We start from the raw sequence: 22078 nt of genomic DNA, 5'->3' as shown, positions 1-22078 counted from the left end.
CAAGTTTTTGTAATCGTTTCTCTTGTTTGAGAACTAAAGCATCATCTCTTCTCTAGAAGCTTCATGTTCACCCCCAAATAGTCCTCCATCTTGCCTTAGCTGTATTAGTGGGTTTTCCGATTCATTGTTATTATCGGTATCCGCTTCCAGCCTAAAAATGGCATCACAATAATTACCACTGCAAAAACCCAATTGCGCATTCGACTCTTGAAAAAAAAGACCAGGTAAAACCAGAAAAAAGAGTAAATAAGTTCGCAAGAGTAAATAAGTTCGCAATGGACGGTTCTATTAAAGTTGCTTTAAATCAAATGTTGATTCTTTGCACAAACCATCCCATAAAAAGTGTTGGGCCCCATTAAAAATGGGACGAAAAAGAAGTAAAATGGGATTGTGAAATCTGAATATTTTCCAATTTTTGGGCTTTCGCCCCAAAATCCGGTGTTTTGACTTTTAGTTTTTCCATGACCATATTTTTTTAGTGCCAAAACGTATCAAACGGGAACAAACAACTTTTTTCTGTTAATAATAAAGGCACTATATTTATGAAGCTGAATACAGCATTTTTTTAAGTACGGTCAATCCCCTTTTTTGATTTGACTTTCCAGATATACCGTACACATCGATATATACTATAGGACGGAATGTAAATTCCTTAAAAAAAGCATCTGACTTTTTAGTCAGGTGGCTCGGGATTTTGACCAGCGGAAAAAATGGAAGAGCAAGAGGGTAACGTGCTGGCGCAGCGTTACGTATCCATTTTGCTCTGCAAAGCCCCTGTTTATAAGGGGTTTGGGATTTTGTAAGTTTTGAAAGGGCAAAACAAATTGTCACAAAACCTCTGAAAATCCCCATGGACATTAAAAAATATTGTCACAATACACCATAAAACACAGCCCAAATGGATGATTTTAAAACGGTACGGATAAAAAAGAAAACCCTGATTAGGTTCAAGAGCTTTTCAAGAAAGGTTTCAAATAGCTATTCCAAAACTTTAAATATGGTGATGGACTTTTTCGAGTGGCACGGTTTTTTGCCTGATGACCGTTTGGGAAAGAGTATGGTAGAGGAAATTATAAAGAATAGGAAACGTACCAATGCCATTGTAGCCATCATCAAGGATATTGAAAAGAGCCAGACCCTGCCAACAGTGGCTATGCTGCAATCGTTATTTGAACAGCAGGAAAAAGACAGTGATCTTGAGGATGGTTTTGATTTTATAGAAAAGAAGTTTCCCAATGGAAAACCAGAAGAAGAGTGGATTGAAGAGACCACCGTTCCCAAAATCCTATATGACCGATTAGAGGATAAAATGGATTTGCTGAAAAAGGATTTTGGCTATGTGCTCAAACATGTAAAAGCCGTCAAAAACAATTTCGGGAAGGACTATCTAAAACTGGAGCTTCCCATGGGAGCAGTGGAAAAATATAAGAGAACCATAAGAAATCATTAAAAAACAAATCCTCCTTTCGTTTTTTATATCCCAGGAATACTCTCTTATATCCCTTTTTTAAAAGGTTTCAGCACTTATTATTGAATGATTTATGGATATAGCTCTTCTTTGAACAAGAACTAGCAATAAAATTTACAATATATAACTGATTGTTGTGGTCAATTATAACTAACGAAAAACTTTATTGACCTAAATAAGATTAACCCTATGAAAGGCGAAAAAAATAAAATCAGCTTGCCAAATTCGTAAAGTAAATCAATCTCAATTGTAATTAATAAGGGTTTTTATCTTTTCATTGGGGACTAAAATGAAAAACAACCTAAAGTTCTGGATATAAACAAGTTGGCGTTACTTAAAAAGAAAACTTAAAATGAAGAAATTAAATTATGTATTATCATTTGCAATAATTTTTACATTATTTAACTGTAAATCTGAAGATGATTCAGAGACACCTAATTCAGCACCTAACGAATTTACAATTACCGTAACTGAAATTCAGTCATCCAAGGCAAAACTTAATTGGACGCAAGCAATTGACCCAGATGGAAATACTGTGTCCTATTCTATAGAATTGAATGATAATATAGTGGTGCAGAATTTATCCGATCTTAGTTATGACCTAGAGAATTTAACAAATGAAACAAGTTACAATGTAAAAATTATTGCTAGGGATACCAAGGGAGCTGAAACTTTTTCTACAGAATCGTTTTCAACATCGAGTCTGCCAGTTCCCCAGGATTTCACTATTTCCATTAGTGAGATGGACTATACAGGCGCAACAATTAACTGGACTGAATCATCTACTTCTGAAAATAATGCTATTTCTTATACCATTTTAATAAATAATGAAGTTGTACAAGAAAACATAACTGATCTATCATATGAAATTAGTTCATTGGAACATAATACAGACTATATAGGACAAGTAAGGGCAATAGCTGATAATGGACAAATTCTCATGAAGGATTTTGAGTTTAAAACACTACAAAATATTGCCCCAGAATCATTTGAATTAGTCGATTTTAGTTCCTATGGGTTCGCTGCAGCTGCTTTTAGGTTTAATGAAGCAAATGATCCTGAAGATGATATATTGGAATATCGGGTTATATTAAACAATAATGACGTAACAGAAACGCTTTTTGATTTAAGTTCCGCACCAACCCCAACATTTAATCACAGCATTTATAATCTTGATGGCAATACGAATTATGAACTCAAAATTAAGGCAGTAGACCCTTTTGGGAATGAATCATTTAGTAATTCTATTGATATTTTAACGGATACTACTCCTCCGGATAATTTTAATATTGATGTCTACTATGTGCAAGGTCAGATTCGGCTAGTGTGGGATAGATTAACTGAAACTGGATATACCGTTGGGACGTCAAATGGACAACCTAGTAGGTCTGTATACATTTTAAATGGTGTTGAATATGATTTAGGTAGTGCGCTTACACGCAATAATACCACTGAATCTACCGCCCAGTTCAACACAGACCTTATTTCACCTAATGAAGACCATGAACTTCAACTCGTTTTAGATTGGGGGTTTAACAACAAAAAATCCTATAGTAACATTGTTTCTGTAAACAACAAAATTTATTCAGCTACAACCGTTGAGGTCAATACTGCTAATATTTATAATTCAACAGCTCAGTTTTCCCCATTACAATTTATAATTACATTTAAAGATACTTTCATATCTGAATTTGAGGATTATGAAATATCAGAAATAAAATTTCATGATAAAACATTCCAGAACTATGTTTTCTTTGAACAAGGAGCACAGAACAAAGGATATTTGACAGGTAATATTACTCAAGAAGATTTTAATTATCTAAGTCAATTTAATGACGGATATATTGAGACTAAAGACGAAAACGGATACCATAAAATAGAATTTCAATATACTATAAATAACTAATGACAACAATGCTATAAGTAATTGCTTGTTTTCGCCTACTTCTGAAAATTCGCGAGGATTTTCGGTTTGGTGTATATTTGCTAAGCTTAATGCTAAACCATGACCTCCCCCCAAGATTAGGTAGGTACTTGTCATAACTAGAGAACCCGCCGGGCTATTTTCATTCAATTCGATGTATTCGTTGGGAGACATGTCCCCCAACGAGCTGTGTGGTCTAAAGACATTGTTCAAAGATTTACCTTTTAGGTTAAAAAAATGAAATATTATTTATTCTTTTTTGGGTTTAAATTGTACCTTTGAGCTGCTTTAAACAAGCAAATAGAAACAAAAGTTCTTATCAAATAAGTTACCAATTCGGTTACCTGATTAATTAATAAAATGTAACTTTTTGATTATTAAAAACATACAGGGAACGGCAGACTTCCTGCCACCCCGACGAACCTAGAAATAGGTCACAACAAAACACTGTTAATCGTATGATTATCAGTGTTTTTTGTTTTTACACATTTTTTTTGATGCCAAATGAAACCATTTAAAACCAATAAAAAGGTGTGCAATTAGGTGTGCAATCGTTCACTGAAATTGTACTAACTTTATGGAGCTTTGAGGCATGATTTGACTTTCGTCCTTACAAATTATTGTTGAACCAAAGTCACCTTAAAATGAAATCAAAAAGCACCTTCACTATTATTTTCTTCACCAGAAAATCAAGAAGCAATCCAAAACAACTTTCCATCTATGTGCGTATCACTGTGGAAGGCAAACGAGCGGAAATTAGTTTGAAAAGAAATGTCCATGTTATCCAATGGGACAGCACCAAAACCAAGGGAAAAGGCAATACAGAAAAAATAAGGATTCTGAACGCCTATCTAAACCAAGTATATACCAAACTGCTCCAATGTCACAAGGAGCTGCTAGGGGAAGATAAAATCATATCCTCGGATGCGATAAAAACCAGATATTTAGGAGAAGATGATAACAGTAAGACCTTACGGGAACTAATAAGTTACCATAATGGCAATATGGTGCGTGTTTTGAAAGCAGGTACCATGAAAAACTATTATACCACGGAAAAGTACCTGCACCGATTTTTGGACAAAAAAAGAAAAGTAAAGGACATGTACCTGAAACAGGTAAATTATAGGTTTGTCACAGATTTTGAACATTACCTACGTGATTACAAGGATTCCAAGAAAGAACTATCTATGGGAAACAATGGGGTAATGAAACATCTGGAACGTTTCAAGAAAATGATAAACCTAGCCATTAAACTGGAATGGATGCATAAAAACCCGTTTGACCGCTTCCAATTAAAATACGATAAATACGATAGGGCATTTTTAACGGAAAGGGAACTGGAATTATTGGAGAACACGGATTTTAAAAGCGAACGATTACAGCGGATAAAAGATTGCTTTGTTTTTTCTTGTTATACGGGACTATCGTATGTAGATGTAAAGGAGCTAACAGAAGATAATATTGTCAAGGGCATAGACAACAATAATTGGATATATACCAAACGAGAGAAAACAGATGAGCTCGTCAAAATACCGATTCTACCCAAAGCATGGAGAGTACTCCAAAAGTATCGTAGAGCTAGAGAAATGCGCTTTGTAGCAAATATATTACCCATCAGCTCCAACCAAAAGACCAATAGCTATTTAAAGGAAATTGCAAAATCCTGTGGTATCCACAAGAAGATTTCTTTTCATGTTGCCAGACATACCTTTGCCACTACGGTGATGCTGTCCAATGGTGTACCCATAGAAACGGTGTCCAAACTTCTGGGGCATAACAAGCTGTCCACTACACAGATATATGCCAGAGTGGTCGAGAGCAAGATAAGCGAGGATATAAACAACCTATTGGAACGTTTTAAAGAAAAGAGAGATAGGAAAACTGTAAGTAATTGTTGAGTAACATCACATAATCACCGTCAAATTACTAATCCCATAAAACACATAGTTTGTCCCAAGGTTTTCCTGCCTTCGTAACATTTCATTTTCTTTTTGGTTCCGTTAGGGTTTCTTTCGGAACAAAAGAAAGTTAATATCTGAACCATTAAAACGAGTGCTTTCAACACTTGTGGCTCTGTTGAAGGTTTCAAAAAACAAGCAAACTAAAAGGGTTACACCTCTTGTATGTGGTGGTGTCTGTATTGGTATGGTTGACATTGGACTATGCTCAATTTAAAAAAAAGCAATTATAATAACCTAGAGAAGGATAATCGCTCCTCTATAGTTAAAGGAAGCTTACATAAAAATATGCAACAAATTTTTCCAAAGGAAATACTGAATTCAACCGTAGAAGTTCATCAATTTAAACATAGTAGCAGTAGTAAGATTATCTATTCCGTTATTTTATCGTTCATTTTATTATCTCTTGGGGCATTACCCCTGATTAAAGTTTCTGTTTTCAACACATCCAGAGGTATTTTAAAACCCAATAAGGAACGTGTATCCCTGACATTGATAAGTTCCGGGGAAATATTGTTTTCCAACCTCAGAAATAATCAAAAAGTAAACAAGGGTGATACTCTGCTGGTCCTGAACAGCTCGGATTTAGAGGAACAAGTAGCTCTTTTAGAACTTCAGATAAACGAAACCGAAGCCTATACTAAAGACTTGGAGTATCTCATTAATGGGAGAACAGCCAATCTAAAAGGCCTTACTTCCAACAGATATAAAAAGGAGTACCTAGTGTTCATTGAAAAAAAAGATGAGCTACGGACCATATACCAAAAAGAACATCGGGATCATATGAGAAATTCCACACTCTATAAAAAAGGCGTAATCTCCAAGGTCGATCATGAGAATGCAAAATTTAAAAATGACGTTGCCCTAAATGACATCAGAGCACATAAAGCACAAACCATTAGTTCCTGGCAACTGGATCTTTCAAGCTTTAAAAATGACATTAAAGAATTATCCAGTAATCGTAAACGACTGGAACAAGAGAAAAAAAATTATGTATTGACCGCTTCAATAAAGGGAACCATATTAAATGCAAAGGGATTGAACAATGGCATGTTTATAAACCAAGGTATGGAACTTGGAGAAATCTCACCCGACTCCAATTTAATTGTGGAGTGTTATATAGCTCCTAACGATATTGGACTTCTGGATAAAAACAAGTCGGTCAACTTTCAAATAGATACTTTCAATTATAACCAATGGGGGCTTGTCAAGGGAGAAATTCTAGAAATAGGCAATGATATAGAGATCGTCGACAACAACCCCGTCTTTAAAGTGTTGTGTAAAATCAATATCAAGTACTTACAATTAAGCAATGGTTTCAAGGGACACTTAAAAAAAGGAATGACATTGAATGCCCGATTTGAGTTGGCTGAACGAACCCTGTTCAGCTTATTATATGACAAGGTAGACGATTGGATGAATCCGGGAACGAATAATTAGAACATGCCAAAAACAACAATTAAACAGCATGATATAACTGACTGCGGAGCAGCATGTTTAGCGTCAATTGCCGCACATTACAAGTTTGAAACACCTATTTCCAGAATACGACAATATGCAGGAACGGACAAAAAGGGCACTAATGTATATGGGCTGATTAAAGCAGCCGGTAAACTGGGTTTTGAAGCAAAAGGGGTGAGAGGTGATTTTGAGAGCCTCTCTAAGATTCCAAAACCCGCTATTGCCCATATAGTTGTCAAAGAGCAATTACACCATTATGTGGTCATCTATGCTGTAGATAAAACCCATATTAAAATAATGGATCCTGGTACAGGCAAAATGGAAAAGCGCCTTCATGAAGAATTCACAAATGAATGGACCGGAGTTTTATTACTAATGTTGCCGAGTGAAAAGTTTAAAGAAGCAAATGAAAAAGTCTCTGTCTTTAAACGCTTTTGGTTTTTGCTCAGGCCTCATAAATCTGTTTTGATCCAAGCGTTTATTGGGGCTTTGGTGTATACTTTATTAGGTTTTTCAACATCGATATATATTCAAAAGATCACGGATTATGTATTGGTGGACGATAATATAGAACTACTGAACCTATTGGGTGTCATAATGATTATCCTCCTAGTGGTTCAGTTGTTCATTGGAGCTTTCAAAGATATTTTTCTCATTAAAACAGGTCAGCAGATCGATGCACGGTTGATATTGGGTTATTATAAACATCTATTGAAATTGCCCCAACAATTTTTTGATACAATGCGTGTAGGCGAAATTATATCAAGAATTAATGATGCGGTTAAAATAAGGCATTTCATAAACGGTGTATCGCTCAATTTAACGGTAAACGTTTTAATAGTCATATTCTCCTTTGGGATTATGTTTACCTATTACTGGAAGCTTGCTTTGATCATGTTCATTATCATTCCAGTATACATTCTCATTTATGTTATTGTCAATAAGCTCAACAAAAGAGTTGAACGCAAAGTAATGGAAAAGACCGCTGACCTGGAAAGTCAGTTAGTGGAATCACTAAATTCAGTAGGAACCATTAAAAGTTTTGGTTTGGAAGATTTTGCGAATATAAAGACTGAAACACGTTTTATAAAGCTATTGGAGAGCGGATATAAATCTGCATTAAACTTTGTTTTTTCCGGCACTAGTTCCAATACCATAGCCCAGCTTTTTACCATAATACTGCTTTGGTCGGGAGCGGGCTTTGTTATCGATCGCGAAATAACACCAGGTGAACTGCTATCGTTCTATGCCATTATAGGGTACTTCACTGGACCCTTGGCCGACCTAATAGGAGCAAATAAAGAAATCCAGAATGCCCTTATAGCAGCAGACCGCTTGTTTGAGATCATGGATCTGGAACGGGAAGAGACAGATAAAACAATTGCACTCACCAAAGAGAAAATTGGGCATATCATCTTCAAGGACGTAAGCTTCAGCTATGGTACAAGAGTGGATGTTTTCAATGAATTGAATTTAACATTGGAAAAAGGAGCAGTAACCGCTTTGGTAGGTGAAAGCGGGTCAGGCAAATCAACCTTGATATCATTGTTACAAAATATTTATCTAATAAAAAGCGGTCGTATTATGATTGGTGATATTGACTTAAAATATATTGAAAATGAAAGTCTCCGTAATTTGGTAAGCGTCGTTCCCCAAAAGATTGATCTTTTTGCCGGAAATGTGGTTCAGAACATTGCCGTGGGAGTATATGCACCAGATATGGATCGTATTCTTAAAATCTGCACGGATATTGGAATACTGGATTTCATAGAAAACTTACCCAATGGATTCGGCACGTACCTCGGAGAGAATGGAGCTACCCTATCGGGTGGTCAAAGACAACGTATTGCTATAGCCCGTGCCCTTTACAAACAACCTGAAGTTTTGGTATTGGACGAGGCAACGGCGTCTTTAGATAGCAGCTCGGAAAGTTTTGTGAAGAAAACAATTGAACGGATGCGCAATCAAAACAAGACCATTGTACTTATTTCCCATAGGTTGAGTACCGTGGTAAATGCGAATAAAATTGTTGTTCTTGAACAGGGCAGGATTTTAGAAGAAGGTTCACATAAAGAGCTTTATGAACAAAAGGGGGCTTACTATAAACTTTGGCAACAACAAATCCCACAATCGGTTTAATTAATAAAAACATCTCATTTATAATAAATTGAAAGGATAGCATGAAAAAACTAACAAAGCAAATTGCTCTATTGGAACGTATAGATCAATTGATTCAATTGGGAGCTACAGGAACCCCAAAACATTTAGCGAAAAGATTACAGGTGTCAGAGGCCACTGTCTTTAGGATCATAGAGACCATGAAAGCATTAAATGCACCTGTCTGCTATGATTTTAATAAACGAAGCTATGTATATACTGAACCTACAAAATTTAGATGTGGCTACTACATCGAACAGTTGGATGCAACCTCAGAAAGAAACATTACTGGAGGTAACAGTTTTGAAATTTTGAAAGGGTTGTTGAAATTTTGACACTCTCAAAAAATGAGAGTGCTTTTGCTCATATTTGTTAAGTAACTCAGAACTGTGCACATTAGAAATTCTGGTTTTGATTGCAAAATGAATGTTTAATTTAAAATTTAAAAAATGGAAAATTTAGAGAGTTTTGGGGTTCAAGAGTTAAATGCCAAAGAAATTACAGAAACTGATGGAGGTTTTTTACCTTTGGCAGTAGTTGTTGCATTCTATCTTTTAGGCCCATTAGGAACGCATAAGGCTTACTAGCACAAATAAAAATGTAATTTTTTGACATCTAGTTTTACAACTAGATGTTTTTTTGTTTTCAACGTTTGATAGCATATTTAAAATATAAGTTTATAATATTTCATAGGGAAATCTCACATTTTGGTATTCCTCATATCTTAATATACCCTATACTGATTTTAGGTTTGTTTTTTTTTCAAAGGCAATTGGAAGCCTATGAGTATGGAGAGATAATAGCCTCTGTTTTGTTTGTTAGTACAATGTATTCGTTAACGCCGAAAAAAAAAGAAAGAGAATGGTTGTTCTTTTATCGCAAAAGATATGGCTGTTTATTTTTAATTAACATACTGATTGCACTACCGTTCCTTATTCTTTTCTTTTTTTTAGATTACTATTACGCTATAGTTTTTGCCTTGACTTTTACACTTTTGATTTCCTTTTTTTATTTTAATTTTTCGTTTTCAATTCTGGAAAAAATAAATTTAAGTTTCCTAATGAAAGATTTTGAATTTATTGAAGGTTTTAGAAAGTATTGGTACATTCATTTGATTACAATAGGTATAAGTATTATAGGTTTTTCTGTAGGGAACTATAACTTAGCCTCGGCAGGTTATGTGTTTTTTATAATTACCATTGGTTTTTACTATCAAAAAGTTGAACCTGTTTATTGGATTTGGATTTCGAAGTGTAAAAGCACGGAGTTTATACATCTTAAAATAAGATCAGTATTAAAAAAAACCTTGTTTTTATCAGTCATTTTTTTCATTCCCAACGTTTTTTTTACAAAAAATTTAGATGTTCTTTTCGTGGTTTTTGCTTCCTGCCTGGGAGTAATCAATTGTATGTTGTCCAAGTATGCATATTTAAACAATCTATTCTCTATTCAAATAAGCCTTGGTATATCTATTGGTATATTAATAATAGGCTTTTTTAATCCACTTTTATCAGTAATTGCACTGATATACTTTTATTTTTTGAAAAGAAAGGCAATTTATAATATAACACAAATAATGACTAGCTGATTTTATGGATTTTTTAGAGGTAAAAGAATTAAGGAAAAGTTACGGAAACCAACATGTATTAAAAGGAGTAAATACATTTTTCGAGCCGCATGAAATTCATGGGATTATAGGAAGAAATGGTGCTGGAAAATCTACCTTTTTTGAATGTATCTGTGGCTTAAAAAAGTACGAAGGAGAAATCCTCAGTAGTTTTGATCCTATAAAAAATCACATAGCTTACCTTCCAACAGTTCCTTTTTTCTTCCCGAAAATCACAGGAAGAGAATATTTAAATTTTCTCTTAAGAACATCTGATAATAAAAATTCTGATATGCACGAATTGATAGATGTTTTTGATTTGCCTTTAACTAAGTACGTGGAGCATTATTCCACTGGAATGAAAAAGAAAATATCCTTTTTGGGACTCTTGTTATTAGAAAGACCAATTTATATATTGGACGAACCCTTTAATGGTATTGATATGGAAGGCGTTGAGCTTTTTAAAAGTATTATTGAAAAAAAGAAAGAACAGGGTTGTACCATCCTAATTTCCAGCCATATCATTGAATCACTTACAAATATATGTTCTGATATTTATTACTTAAAGGATGGCGTTCTAGCTAAAAAGTATGGAAGACAAAATTTTGCCAACATAAAAAAAGAAACCTCTACCTTTCTAAGTGATAAAATATCCTCAGTTTTTAAAACTGAACGATAGAATTTAACTTCAATTTGTTAGATTGATTTTTTATAGCATTAAGTATGTTTTCTTTCCATTAATTGTGTTTTTTGAGGTTTTTGAAAAGGGGTAAGTCTTCATTGGTAATCAACAAGTGATACATACAAAAAAACACTAATGGTTTAGGTGTTATTTAAGATACCCAAAAGTTAGTTCTGAAGACTAGAGTTTTGGGTGTCGATTTGGATAGTTTGTTTTAATCACGGTTCGATAATATTGAAAAGGCTGTTAAAATTTTAGCACTCTCAAAAATTGAGAGTGCTTATGCTCATATTTATGTTGTAACTCAGAACTGTGCACATTAGAAATTTTGGTTTTGATTGCAAAATGAATGTTTAATTTAAATTTTTAAAAATGGAGAATTTAGAGATTTTGGGAGTTCAAGAACTTCAAAAAAAAGAATGTCAACAAATCCAAGGAGGAGGCTTGTTCGGAGGTCTTTTGATAGGTCTAGCCGTTGGAATAATAATCGGATTATTAACTAGTTAATAAAAGAAGAAATCAATAATTATGAAAGATTTAAAAGAATTTAACGTAGAAGAAATGTCAAAATCAGAACAGGAAAACACTAATGGAGGGTTTCTTGGTTTGATAGGATTCGTTATAGGGGTAATTGCTGGTTGGGCTATTATCGATGGTCAATTTTAGATAGCCAGTATAATGGCTCATTAAAATCAGATATTGCCAACTTTGGGCAATATCTGATTTGTTATGTCGTACTTAATTTATTTACCTATTAAGTGTATTTATTAAAACTATTTCCGGCATTGTTTGTGGTAAGTTTCATCTTATCGTCTTCCAACATGTGTTTTTCCCAAACTATAAGCGTCCAAGGCAGGATAGTTGATGAGCAGAACAATGCATTGCCTTTGGTCCATTTACGTTTTGAAGGCACCCGTATTGGAACCGTATCCAACAACAAAGGGGAATTTAAATTAGTATGTGCTTCAGAGACTATCAGAAAGCGGCTTATAGTTTCTTCAATGGGCTATGTGACAAAAAAAATGATTGCGTCCGAAGGATTTAACAAGATTATATTAACAGAGGATATAACACAATTACAGGCGGTAACACTTTTTTCACGTGATTATGGACGTGAGCTTGTTGAAAGTGCCATTCGTGCCATTCCCAATAATTACTCAAGAGACAAAGAACGGCATCGGGGGTTTCTTAGGGAAATTACAAGTTGGGACCAAGATCCAGAGAAACCCATCTATATTGCAGAAGCCGTACTTGAATCCATTAAAAGACCCTATGATAAAAAGCAACGCTCTGGGGATGTAAAACTTATCGAGTTGCGTAAATACGAAGGTAGTCTATTAGATTCTCTGCATACAAGAATTGTCGGAGGTACTCATCATGTACACAGATTCGATGTGGTTCAGCGTAGGGAAGGTGTTTTAGGTAATCCTGTGGGTTATACGTACAAGATCAAAGATACTTTACGACAACACGACAAGGAGGTTTATCAAGTATATTTTAAGAAAAAGGGAAGATTATCCGGTAACCTCTTTATCATGGATTCCACATTTGCCATTGTAAAGGCAGAATACAACTACCATTCATTTTTTGAGATAACAGGTCACAATCGTCAATTCCTCGACTTTACCACAACCTATGAACTTGGTGATGACCAGTTGTGGCGATTTAAAAGTTCCCATTATGAAACAGCTTTTAAGAGAAAAGGCAAACAACTTAATTTAACGAGTACGTACATTACTACTTCTATAGAGACCGATAGTACCGATATACCTTATATGGAAAGGATACAGTTTAATGACATTTTTTTGCATGAACAAAAGGAATATCACCCCGACTTTTGGGACAATTATACTATTATCCAGCCGAATAAAAACTATGAGAAACTTTTTAAATCTGCGGATAATTCAAAAGGAAAAGAAACACAAAAAAGTCGTTTTAATAAACTTTTTAATATTCTTCAACGTTTGTCATTGGAAGTTGATTTTACCTATTTGCCCATAGAAAGTGCGCCATACAATATAGCCTTTCCGAACCAAGCTTTGACCGTCCAGCACTCATCACCGACCAACTCGGTAAGAAATACTTTGGGTGTAACTTCCACATTTCTATATGAATTGAGCGATAATTTTCATATTGGATATGCCGGTGAGAGCAAAATATTTCGAACAGGTATCACCGCTCATGATGTATCGCTTTCAAAGACTTTTAATCTAAATCCAAATGGCAGACCCATAACAATTGCTCCCAGAATAAAACTGGGGTATCAACAATTTGATTGGTTTATAGATACATTTAACGCATCGTCTGATTTTAGTCTCAATGGAAAATCTTTTGACAGTGATAGAAATGCTGTTTTTCTTTCTCAAAGAGGGTTTAGGGTGCAACCAAGTCTAAAGTTGAGTATTGAAAAGAGCCATAAGCTACATTATTTTATAGCTGCTGGCTATAATGTTCAGTTCAACACAAAAACTGGGCTTTTGATTAAGGAAAGAGACGGCTTTTTTCTTTTTAGGAAAAAGGCATTTATTGAACGTGGCGATGAAAACCTTTCCATAGAACCAGTGGATAATTTGCTAATGAACACTATTGGCATAAGTGCAGGAATTGCTTTTCATTTTTAATATTTCGATTATAGTTGGTCACTTCTATATATAGAAATCTGATATGAATAAACTAAACTAATAAGCACCATAATAGCATTTTATCATACTTAAGAAATTGTTTTTAGGTTTCCCTGGCATTGTTGAAATAGAACAACTCTTCCTAAGGTCGAGTTGTTTCCAGTTCAACAAGCATTTCACCATCATTGTATTTTTTAATTTTTAAATCTTCACCTCAAATCTGGTGTTTTATTTTTTAGTTTTTTCCAGAATCATATTTTTTAGCTCCAAAACGTATCAAACGGGAACAAACAACGTTTTTCTTTTGATAATAAAGGGACTATATTTATGAAGCTGAATACAGCATTTTTTAAGTACGGTTATCTACTTTTTTTGATTTGACTTTCCCGATAACAGTACCCATCAAAAAGGATTGAATTTTTTTAGAAAAAAGCAACTGACTTTTTAGTCAGGTGGCTCGGAATTTTGACCAGCGGGAAAAAATGGAAGAGCAAGAGGGTAACGTGCTGGCGCAGCGCTACGTTTTTCATTTACTCCGTAAAGCCCCTGTTTACAAGGGGTTTGGGGTTTTATAAGTTTTGAAAGGAGAAAACAAATTGTCACAAAACATCTGAAAAGCCCATAAAAAACTGAAAAATATTGTCACAATACGGTATAAAAAGAACTCAAAATGGATGATTTTAAAACGGTACGGATAAAAAAGAAAACCTTGTTAAGGTTCAAGAGCTTTTCAAGAAAGGTTTCAAACAGCTATTCCAAAACTTTGGATATGGTGATGGACTTTTTCGAGTGGCATGGTTTTTTGCCCTCAGACCGTTTCGGGAAAAGTATGGTAGACGAAATCATAAAGAACCGAAAACGTACCAATGCCACTATAGCCATTATTAAGGATATTGAAAAGAGCCAGACCTTACCAACAGTTGCCATGTTGCAATCATTGTTCGAACAACAAGCTGAACAAGAAAATGACAGTGATTTTGAGGATGATTTTGATTTTATAGAAAAGAAATTTGAAAATGGCCATGAAGAGGAAGAGTGGACGGAAGAGACCACTGTTCCCAGAATCCGATATGACCGATTAGAGGATAGAATGGATTCTCTAAAAAAGGATTTTAGCTATGTGCTCGAACATGTGAAAATCGTTAAGAACAGTTTCAGAAAGGACTACCTAAAGCTGGAGCTTCCCATTCAAGCAATAGAAAAATATAAGAGAACCATAAAAAACCATTAGAACGACAGACCTTTTTCTTTTTTATATATCCCAGAAGTATCCTTTAATGTCCCTTTTTTAAAAGGTTTCAGCACTTACTTTTGAAAGGCTTTTGAGTATAGTCCTTATTTGCGTAGAAAACAGCAATAAACTTTACAAATAATTCTAAACCAAAATAGAGAAATGAAGAAACTTTTATTTTTAGGACTTGCACTAACTTCATTAGTAGGAAAAAGTCAAACAGTAGCTGAATTGCAAGAACAAATAACTATTCTTGAACAACAAAATCAAGTTCTTCAAGAGAAAGTCGATTTTTGCGATTTATATAACAATTCGGAGGTTTCGGATACCAAAAGCTTTAATTCAAATTTTGAATTTAAAGTTCTTGAATGTAAAGGGAATTCTATCGAGCAAACTGTTGAACTTGCAGTTACAATCAAGCATTCATTACCTCACCAACAACTTTACCTTTACACGGGAAGTAAAAAACCTATTGCATATAGCGAAACGGGAAGTAATTACGAGTTTAAAAGTGCTTCTTTTCCTGAATCTAGAAGTAGAATGGAAACGGAATCGTTTTACGTTCCAACAAATTTGCTAATTCAAGGAAAACTAATATTTAGAAATGTACTTCCCCAAACTGAAAAATTAAGCCTGATTAATGGAACTTTTCGATTCAGGAATAAAGATGGTGGAGGAAATAGAGAGGAAGGTGAATTTGAAATTAGAAACTTAAATATTAATTGGAACTAAACTATGAAAAGGATATTTTTATTTTCAACACTCATAACTTTATTGACAATATCTTGCTCAGATAGCCTTTCCAATTCCAAAGCTGAGGAAATCATAAACGAATGTCTTGAAAAAGAGCCATATCGCAAAACCGTAAAATTCCAATACGGGGAACGGACAATTTTCAATAGGGACAAAGAGGAGTTTGAAAAACTTCGAGAACTTGAAGATATTGGACTTCTTAAAATCGATTCACTTGGAAGGAAAAAGGTGCGATATTATGGAACATACACGTATTATGATATCAAATTACTTGATAAGACCAAGGAATTTGTTTTTGAACAGACAGAAAGCGATAAAAAACAATATGTTGAATTATTGGCCTTTGACTATGAAGTTGAAGAAGTAAAAGAGGTTCACGAAATTCCGTCACTAAATGAAGCGGAAGTCAAAGTAAATTATAAAAAGGTAAACATAACTCCTTTTTCAATTTTAAGTAACGAAAACACAACCGATTTTAAAATTAGGAAATTGACTTTTGCGAAAACTAGCAATGGATGGAGATATTGTGAAAAATAAACTATTTGTAAATGGCTATGCGTAATTGCGTGGGTTAGCGATTAAATTAGTAAGTGCGTACCAATCAATTGCTTATAGCCGAGACCGTAAGCAGAATTTAAGAAACAATCGTCAATGAAAATTTACATAGTCTTTCCATTATCAATCTTCATGCTTTTTTGCAACGCGCAAAATGAACCTGATTATCTAACGAAAAACGAAATTGAAAATGACCTAAAATTTCTTGGTGATATTCTTCAAGACCAATCTTCATATCAAGGGTTAAACGGATTTGATTACCGAAAGGATTTTGAAAAATATCTGGAGCAAACAGGCGGAACAAAAATAGCTAAATCTGATTTTGGGTTGTTCTTATCCAAAACTATCGGAAAAATTGGAGATAGGCATTCTTACATAAAAGGGTACGATTTACCAGGAACACTTTATTTTCCATTATCATTTGCCCCATTTAAGGATAAGGTTTTAGTACTCGAATATGACAAGGTGAACAAAAAATACGCTTTTTGGAATTCACAATTTCCTTACTTAAAAGCTATAAATCACCTACCAATAGAAAAGATTTTGCCAAAAATCCTTCCTAATGAACAACTTGCTCCAAAAAGCTCATATTCCCTTCGTGCAGTTAGGGACTTGAGGGATATAGAGACCGTTTTTAGCATCCTAAATATAGACTTGCCCAATCCGCTTGCCATAACGTTCACAAATGAAAATGGAATTGAGAAAGTAGTAAATATCAAATTAGTGCCAGATGATGACAAGGCATACTTGTGGGATGAGCGATTTCATAAGAAAAATTTCTTTTTACAAAAGGAAGAGTCAAATGATATAGAAATTATCCAACGGTTTTTTACGACAAAAGATAACGTCGGCTATATTCAAATTGTCGATATGTTGAGTAAAGATGATAGCCCTACATTTTTTGAGTTTCTTAATGATTTTATGACAAAGGCAAAAGAAACTGATGCCTTAATTATAGATGTAAGAGACAATGGTGGCGGAACTCGTGATTTAATTCAAGAATTAGCCGGGTATTTTGTTCATCCAGATTCCGTGTATGTTGTTAACGCCACACGACAACGAGGTAAACTACCCTTGAATGATGGATTAAAGAAGGATTTGCACAATCGCTACTTATTTTCAAAAGAGGAGTTGGACATTCGGGAACAAAATGCAGTCGATAAATTTACGGCTTCTTTTGAACCGATGTATAACTTGGATAACGATAAATTCAGTGAATATCATTACTATATTTTCAATGGCCAAAAAATCTCAAAAGACAAATACCATTACAACAAGCCTATTTATATCTTGACCAATGAAAGAAGTTTTAGCGCTGCTTCTATTCTCGTTTCCACATTTAAAGGATTGCCGAACATAAAAATTGTTGGCGTGAACACTGACGGTTCAAGTGGAAATAGTCAGCGATTTGAATTGCCAAATTCAGGATTACGTGGAAAAATAAGCACAATGGTCTCTTTTCAAAAAAATGGTGAAATATTAGATGGAATCGGCACCGAACCCGACATTAAAATAGAAAGAAGTTTAGACCAGATATTCTTGAAAGAAGATTATCAACTTAATAGACTATTGGAAATAATAAGAACCGAATAAAGACCGTGCCTAACAAAGTATAAGTATTTACTTGTTCTTGTTTACTTCTATTTGTTCCTAGGTTTTTTCCATTTCTGGAAGCAGGTTTAAAACATTATGACCTGATGAAATTGAAAGTTAGATATCATGGAAAATCAATTGGAATACCGGGTAAGCTTTTACATAGCTAATCTCAACCGGTATAACCAAGCTACTTAATTTTACGGTAACAGGAGGAAAGAAAGCTAGAATTCTTTCTACTTTTATATTAAGTAGCAGAGCTTTGTGCTATTTGCTACAATAAACCATTTGTATCATAATTGCTCTTATGCTGAATGAAGTTCATTAATATTCATATAATTTGTACCTTTATGATATCAAAGAAGAGCAAATTATATCTTCAAAGTTCTTTTTATGGTTTTAGTGTACAATTAGGTGTGCATATTTCTAAAAAATGAAGTAAAATACTGATTAACAGTGTGATATAAAGTGGCGGTTAAGTCTGCCACCCCGACGAAACCATTTTCTATGGTATCACGAAATGGCTAACTTTATGAAAATCAATAATTTATTTTTTTGATTTCATTTGGTTAGCTATTTTTTTGCTTAAAAAGTAACCTAGTCGGTCACCTATTTTTTTAACTCCTTACTGAAAGCAAGGCGATAGCGCTCCGCTTTATGTTAGGATTGCCATTGATGGAAAAAAGCTAGAAATAGGTTTGGGAATACTTTTTCCTATGGATGCGTGGAACGGAAAAATCCGTAGGATTCTTTCCGCCGTAGCCGAAAGACAGCTTATGAATGTTGAATTCCTAATCGAAATTCAACCGAAATGAATTATAGCCCTTGTTACGTGCAGTAATTTTTTAATTACGTTTTATTTTAATTCTGTACTTTCCTTGAAATCCAGAATTGATTTCCGAACTTATATAGGTACAACGGTTAGTATAAGAAACGTAGCATATAAATATATGATAAGTTTCAATTTGCTACTAAGTCAAATCTGGGATTTGGTGATGTTTACAAATGCATATAAACTTTCAGTTTAGCACTACTAGCTATGTTCTTTATACAATGCTGGCAAATCGTTATTTCTTGATCAGCTTTGAGATTCGGTTTTTTAATTTTCGCCTTTCAGTTTACATCTTTGAAACAACATATAAATTGCATGTGGTAACATTAAAAATGTCATTCCGGAAAAAGGTATCATAAAGACTCCGATTAATACGATAATCAAGTAAGTCAAAATAAAGTTTTTTGGTATTTGTCCGCTTTTCTCCTCTATATAACTGACCAAAATTCCAAGAGGAATGAGCAATAGTCCATAATAGACAAACCAAAACGCTGAAAAATTCTCGTAGTTCATTTGCCCGTTCAGTAACGGAAATTCAAAAAGCCCGTTACTAACTTTAAAAAAGAATTTGTCAGCAAATCCTTCAAACTGTTTTCCGAACGCAAATGGCGAAATTCCCAAAAGTGTATGGGCAATTCCCAAAAATATTAAAATCTTTCCATTCATTATTTTCTATATGTGGTTTTGAATATTCTTGAATTACTTGCTCAATTGACCTAGCTTTTTAACTTTTTTCAACCATTTTTCCCTAAACGCTTCTTTGGATAGTCTGATAGGTCCTATGGTTGTAATGCCTACTTTTTTAACTCCAACAAAGTTCATTGTTAATTTTTTCATTGCCTTATGGCTAGGGCTTGCATAAAACCACTTGTAATACCAACCAGGTTGGTCTAACGTGCAGATAATACGTGCAGTTTTGCCAGTAAAAAGCTTATCCCACCATATTGAGTTTTTCCTTTTGTTAAAAGCAAACCCTGGCAGTAAAATACGGTCTAAAAAACCTTTCATAATTGCGGGAACTGAGCCCCACCAAACCGGATAGACCCAAACTAAATGGCTTGCCCATTTCAATATTTCTTGGCTTTTTAATAAATCAGGTTCAAGTTCTGTACGCTTTCTGTAGCCGAATTGAAGATTGGGATTAAACTTTAAATCTTGTATGACGATTTCTTGAATTTCAAAACCTGATGCCTGTGCTCCTTTTTTATAAGCCTGTGCCAAAGCATAATTATAACTTTCCTTGTCAGGATGGCCTACTATCAAGGCTATTTTTATACTCATTTTTTTTAATTTTAAATTCCTAGCAAGGTTAAAATTCCAATTCCCAATAAAACTATCCATCCAGGGTGTTTTGCTTTTGTTCCGATAAAAACCAAAATAGACGAACTTACCATTGCGATTGCAATTGAAGTAATTATGAATTTTAAAAGTTCAATACTTATTAAGTCTTGTTCAAGTGCTATGCTTATAAGCATGGCACCAATGCACCAACCCAAAAAAGAAGCTAGGTGCCAAGTAGCCCAAATGATTCCCAAGTGTCTTACTTTTAAGTCAGCACTTACGAGATTATCAGACCTTCCTTTGGCCCTAAAGATTGATAATTCACCAAGTATGGAATGAAACAATCCTAAAATGACGCAAAGAGCACCTGCAGAAAATAGATAAATGTTCATGTCTTTAGAATTAAATTTATTGTTCGATATAGGCCCTTTTAACGATTTGTTTCATGATTAACTTGTGGAAAGGTTTTACGATTGCCATATAGACATTAGCAAATCTTCTGTTATATTGAACTATGGTAGAAACTTTAATGTTATACGTGTTTTCTTTAGAGTTATAAACACTAACCCTAAAGTCAAGGTGTTTATCATCTTCTCCTAAGATAATTTCGTTATCCATTATTTTGAAAATTTTAAAGAATCCTATATATCCTCCAATTTTGAATTCGGTATTATAATTTGATGGCTTTTGGGTTTTTAAGTCAAAAAATTTTACAATTGAATGTCTGAGTTTCATTAGAATCATAATCCAATTCGGGAAATTGTCAAATATCATATTGGTAATCTTCTCCAGACTATCGGAATGGTTGGTTGTAGTGTAAGTGTCGGAATAATCTATTCTCTTTGACGTGGAATTAATTAAACTTTTAGTTGGAATATTTTCTGAAATCACTTTCATGCTTATTGTTTTATATGAAGTATATTGGGTAGGTATAAATTAGAAATACTTTTTTGTTTTCTGTTCAAATCTGGTGCTCGTTGAATCGTTTTTTGTAAAGAACTTGTACAAAGTAAGACAAGTAGGAACTGTCAAATAGGATGTGCAAATAATGAAAGTAACAATGCCAAAAAATACAGCAAAGATTTGTATAGTTATTTCTCCCAAATAGTTTTGCTGTACCATTATATATTGATGGACGGCCAATGCGTAATCGTTAAAGCGAATTGAGAGTTCATAGAGTAACCAAATTGGATAAAACCATTTTCTGATGGGCTCCCACCATTTACCCCAAATTGATGTTAGTTGTATATCGTTTTCTTCCATTTTTTACATCTTTTTGCAAAGATGATGTAAGTGGAAGCGTTCCCATTTGATATATATCAAATTCGTATTTTAGGGTTTCTTATTCTACTCAAAGTCTCAAGGGTTATTCCCAGATAAGAAGCAATATGTGTGAGCGAAATTCTTTGAGAAATATCAGGATAAATAGTGATCAATTGTTTATACCTTTCATCTGCTTTTGCAAATTGAATGGTATGTAACCTTTCACAAAGCCCTAACATGGTTTCAATGACTACTTTACTGATAAACCGTTCAAAATCATGATGTTTTTTTGAAAGCATATCAACAGTATCTTTAGAAAATTCCAAGACTGTTGAATCTTCTACAAATTCAACATAATGTGGACTTGGTTGACAGCTAAAAAAACTAATAATTGAAGCCATAAACTGGTTTTCAAAAGTAAACCAGTCAGAAATATCTTTTCCGCCTTTTAAATAATAAGCTCTGGCACAACCTTGTATAATCAAATAGGCTTTTTTAGAGTATTGTCCTTCTCGAACTACAGTATCTCCTTTTTTGTAAGTATTGAGTTTTGAATTGGCAATGAACTCCTGCTGACATTCATGAGTTAATGACGAATAAATTTCTCCAATCTTGTTTAAGATTTTTTCAGTATCCATTTTGTTAACTGCAATTTTCGGTTTATCAGATAGGTTCATCATAATGATTGCTAGC

Annotated in this window: 21 protein-coding genes; 15 read left to right on the top strand and 6 right to left on the bottom strand. The window is 34.0% G+C overall.

Going from position 1 to position 22078, the window contains the following annotated elements; genetic code table 11:
- Positions 1 to 33 precede the first annotated feature (33 nt).
- Positions 34 to 258 (bottom strand): hypothetical protein, encoded by a 225-nt coding sequence (locus LV716_RS00235; protein ID WP_163419288.1) that lies wholly within the window; start codon positions 256 to 258, stop codon positions 34 to 36.
- Positions 259 to 898: 640 nt separating this feature from the next.
- Here LV716_RS00235 and LV716_RS00230 point away from each other — a divergent pair.
- The 15 genes from LV716_RS00230 (at position 899) to LV716_RS00165 (ending at position 18009) form a co-directional block, all read left to right on the top strand.
- Positions 899 to 1450, top strand: a complete 552-nt coding sequence (locus LV716_RS00230; RefSeq protein WP_163419286.1) for a BfmA/BtgA family mobilization protein — start codon at positions 899 to 901, stop codon at positions 1448 to 1450.
- Positions 1451 to 1820: 370 nt separating this feature from the next.
- On the top strand, positions 1821 to 3374 hold the full coding sequence (locus LV716_RS00225) for a fibronectin type III domain-containing protein (protein ID WP_163419285.1): 1554 nt from the start codon (positions 1821 to 1823) through the stop codon (positions 3372 to 3374).
- 662 nt (positions 3375 to 4036) lie between these two features.
- Complete coding sequence (locus LV716_RS00220; RefSeq protein WP_163419284.1) at positions 4037 to 5290, top strand: site-specific integrase; 1254 nt, start codon at positions 4037 to 4039, stop codon at positions 5288 to 5290.
- Between the two features lie 348 nt (positions 5291 to 5638).
- Positions 5639 to 6790: an HlyD family secretion protein gene (locus LV716_RS00215; RefSeq protein WP_233759187.1), complete on the top strand. Its 1152-nt coding sequence runs from the start codon at positions 5639 to 5641 to the stop codon at positions 6788 to 6790.
- 3 nt (positions 6791 to 6793) lie between these two features.
- Positions 6794 to 8950, top strand: coding sequence for a peptidase domain-containing ABC transporter (locus LV716_RS00210; protein ID WP_163419282.1), 2157 nt, complete (start codon positions 6794 to 6796; stop codon positions 8948 to 8950).
- 41 nt (positions 8951 to 8991) lie between these two features.
- Positions 8992 to 9303 (top strand): hypothetical protein, encoded by a 312-nt coding sequence (locus LV716_RS00205; RefSeq protein ID WP_163419281.1) that lies wholly within the window; start codon positions 8992 to 8994, stop codon positions 9301 to 9303.
- Positions 9304 to 9417: 114 nt separating this feature from the next.
- Positions 9418 to 9555: a hypothetical protein gene (locus LV716_RS00200; protein WP_163419280.1), complete on the top strand. Its 138-nt coding sequence runs from the start codon at positions 9418 to 9420 to the stop codon at positions 9553 to 9555.
- Positions 9556 to 10560: 1005 nt separating this feature from the next.
- Positions 10561 to 11253, top strand: coding sequence for an ATP-binding cassette domain-containing protein (locus tag LV716_RS00195; RefSeq protein WP_163419279.1), 693 nt, complete (start codon positions 10561 to 10563; stop codon positions 11251 to 11253).
- 375 nt (positions 11254 to 11628) lie between these two features.
- Entirely contained in the window at positions 11629 to 11763 is a 135-nt protein-coding gene (locus LV716_RS18435) for a hypothetical protein (protein WP_255674276.1), read from the top strand.
- Between the two features lie 21 nt (positions 11764 to 11784).
- A complete protein-coding gene (locus LV716_RS00190; RefSeq protein ID WP_163419278.1) occupies positions 11785 to 11922 on the top strand; it encodes a hypothetical protein in 138 nt (45 codons plus the stop codon).
- A gap of 92 nt (positions 11923 to 12014) precedes the next feature.
- Entirely contained in the window at positions 12015 to 13877 is a 1863-nt protein-coding gene (locus LV716_RS00185; protein WP_163419277.1) for a carboxypeptidase-like regulatory domain-containing protein, read from the top strand.
- Between the two features lie 670 nt (positions 13878 to 14547).
- Positions 14548 to 15108, top strand: a complete 561-nt coding sequence (locus LV716_RS00180) for a BfmA/BtgA family mobilization protein (protein WP_163419276.1) — start codon at positions 14548 to 14550, stop codon at positions 15106 to 15108.
- 162 nt (positions 15109 to 15270) lie between these two features.
- A complete protein-coding gene (locus LV716_RS00175; protein WP_163419275.1) occupies positions 15271 to 15840 on the top strand; it encodes a hypothetical protein in 570 nt (189 codons plus the stop codon).
- Between the two features lie 3 nt (positions 15841 to 15843).
- A complete protein-coding gene (locus LV716_RS00170) occupies positions 15844 to 16398 on the top strand; it encodes a hypothetical protein (RefSeq protein ID WP_163419274.1) in 555 nt (184 codons plus the stop codon).
- Positions 16399 to 16512: 114 nt separating this feature from the next.
- The gene (locus LV716_RS00165; RefSeq protein ID WP_163419273.1) at positions 16513 to 18009 is read left to right on the top strand and encodes a S41 family peptidase; all 1497 of its coding nucleotides are present in this window, start codon (positions 16513 to 16515) and stop codon (positions 18007 to 18009) included.
- Between the two features lie 1099 nt (positions 18010 to 19108).
- Here LV716_RS00165 and LV716_RS00160 read toward each other — a convergent pair.
- From LV716_RS00160 to LV716_RS00140, 5 genes are all read right to left on the bottom strand, one after another.
- Complete coding sequence (locus tag LV716_RS00160; RefSeq protein ID WP_163419272.1) at positions 19109 to 19507, bottom strand: DUF6463 family protein; 399 nt, start codon at positions 19505 to 19507, stop codon at positions 19109 to 19111.
- Positions 19508 to 19540: 33 nt separating this feature from the next.
- A complete protein-coding gene (locus tag LV716_RS00155) occupies positions 19541 to 20122 on the bottom strand; it encodes an NAD(P)H-dependent oxidoreductase (RefSeq protein WP_163419271.1) in 582 nt (193 codons plus the stop codon).
- Positions 20123 to 20133: 11 nt separating this feature from the next.
- Positions 20134 to 20514, bottom strand: a complete 381-nt coding sequence (locus tag LV716_RS00150; RefSeq protein WP_163419270.1) for a hypothetical protein — start codon at positions 20512 to 20514, stop codon at positions 20134 to 20136.
- A gap of 16 nt (positions 20515 to 20530) precedes the next feature.
- A complete protein-coding gene (locus LV716_RS00145) occupies positions 20531 to 21019 on the bottom strand; it encodes a DUF2867 domain-containing protein (protein WP_163419269.1) in 489 nt (162 codons plus the stop codon).
- Between the two features lie 422 nt (positions 21020 to 21441).
- Positions 21442 to 22065 (bottom strand): Crp/Fnr family transcriptional regulator, encoded by a 624-nt coding sequence (locus tag LV716_RS00140; protein WP_233759186.1) that lies wholly within the window; start codon positions 22063 to 22065, stop codon positions 21442 to 21444.
- Between the last annotated feature and the right edge of the window lie 13 nt (positions 22066 to 22078).

The organism is Flagellimonas sp. HMM57, from assembly GCF_021390175.1.
Classification (GTDB): domain Bacteria; phylum Bacteroidota; class Bacteroidia; order Flavobacteriales; family Flavobacteriaceae; genus Flagellimonas.
This window is presented reverse-complemented; position numbering and strand designations above follow the sequence as displayed.

Bases quoted from the DNA above. Each gene is read 5' to 3' on its own strand.
- LV716_RS00160 (WP_163419272.1), bottom strand. From the start codon at position 19,507: ATGAATGGAAAGATTTTAATATTTTTGGGAATTGCCCATACACTTTTG.
- LV716_RS00205 (WP_163419281.1), top strand. From the start codon at position 8,992: ATGAAAAAACTAACAAAGCAAATTGCTCTATTGGAACGTATAGATCAA.
- LV716_RS00150 (WP_163419270.1), bottom strand. From the start codon at position 20,514: ATGAACATTTATCTATTTTCTGCAGGTGCTCTTTGCGTCATTTTAGGA.
- LV716_RS00225 (WP_163419285.1), top strand. From the start codon at position 1,821: ATGAAGAAATTAAATTATGTATTATCATTTGCAATAATTTTTACATTA.
- LV716_RS00190 (WP_163419278.1), top strand. From the start codon at position 11,785: ATGAAAGATTTAAAAGAATTTAACGTAGAAGAAATGTCAAAATCAGAA.
- LV716_RS00230 (WP_163419286.1), top strand. From the start codon at position 899: ATGGATGATTTTAAAACGGTACGGATAAAAAAGAAAACCCTGATTAGG.
- LV716_RS00170 (WP_163419274.1), top strand. From the start codon at position 15,844: ATGAAAAGGATATTTTTATTTTCAACACTCATAACTTTATTGACAATA.
- LV716_RS00175 (WP_163419275.1), top strand. From the start codon at position 15,271: ATGAAGAAACTTTTATTTTTAGGACTTGCACTAACTTCATTAGTAGGA.
- LV716_RS00140 (WP_233759186.1), bottom strand. From the start codon at position 22,065: ATGATGAACCTATCTGATAAACCGAAAATTGCAGTTAACAAAATGGAT.
- LV716_RS00210 (WP_163419282.1), top strand. From the start codon at position 6,794: ATGCCAAAAACAACAATTAAACAGCATGATATAACTGACTGCGGAGCA.
- LV716_RS00165 (WP_163419273.1), top strand. From the start codon at position 16,513: ATGAAAATTTACATAGTCTTTCCATTATCAATCTTCATGCTTTTTTGC.
- LV716_RS00200 (WP_163419280.1), top strand. From the start codon at position 9,418: ATGGAAAATTTAGAGAGTTTTGGGGTTCAAGAGTTAAATGCCAAAGAA.
- LV716_RS00180 (WP_163419276.1), top strand. From the start codon at position 14,548: ATGGATGATTTTAAAACGGTACGGATAAAAAAGAAAACCTTGTTAAGG.
- LV716_RS00215 (WP_233759187.1), top strand. From the start codon at position 5,639: ATGCAACAAATTTTTCCAAAGGAAATACTGAATTCAACCGTAGAAGTT.
- LV716_RS00195 (WP_163419279.1), top strand. From the start codon at position 10,561: ATGGATTTTTTAGAGGTAAAAGAATTAAGGAAAAGTTACGGAAACCAA.
- LV716_RS18435 (WP_255674276.1), top strand. From the start codon at position 11,629: ATGGAGAATTTAGAGATTTTGGGAGTTCAAGAACTTCAAAAAAAAGAA.
- LV716_RS00155 (WP_163419271.1), bottom strand. From the start codon at position 20,122: ATGAGTATAAAAATAGCCTTGATAGTAGGCCATCCTGACAAGGAAAGT.
- LV716_RS00220 (WP_163419284.1), top strand. From the start codon at position 4,037: ATGAAATCAAAAAGCACCTTCACTATTATTTTCTTCACCAGAAAATCA.
- LV716_RS00145 (WP_163419269.1), bottom strand. From the start codon at position 21,019: ATGAAAGTGATTTCAGAAAATATTCCAACTAAAAGTTTAATTAATTCC.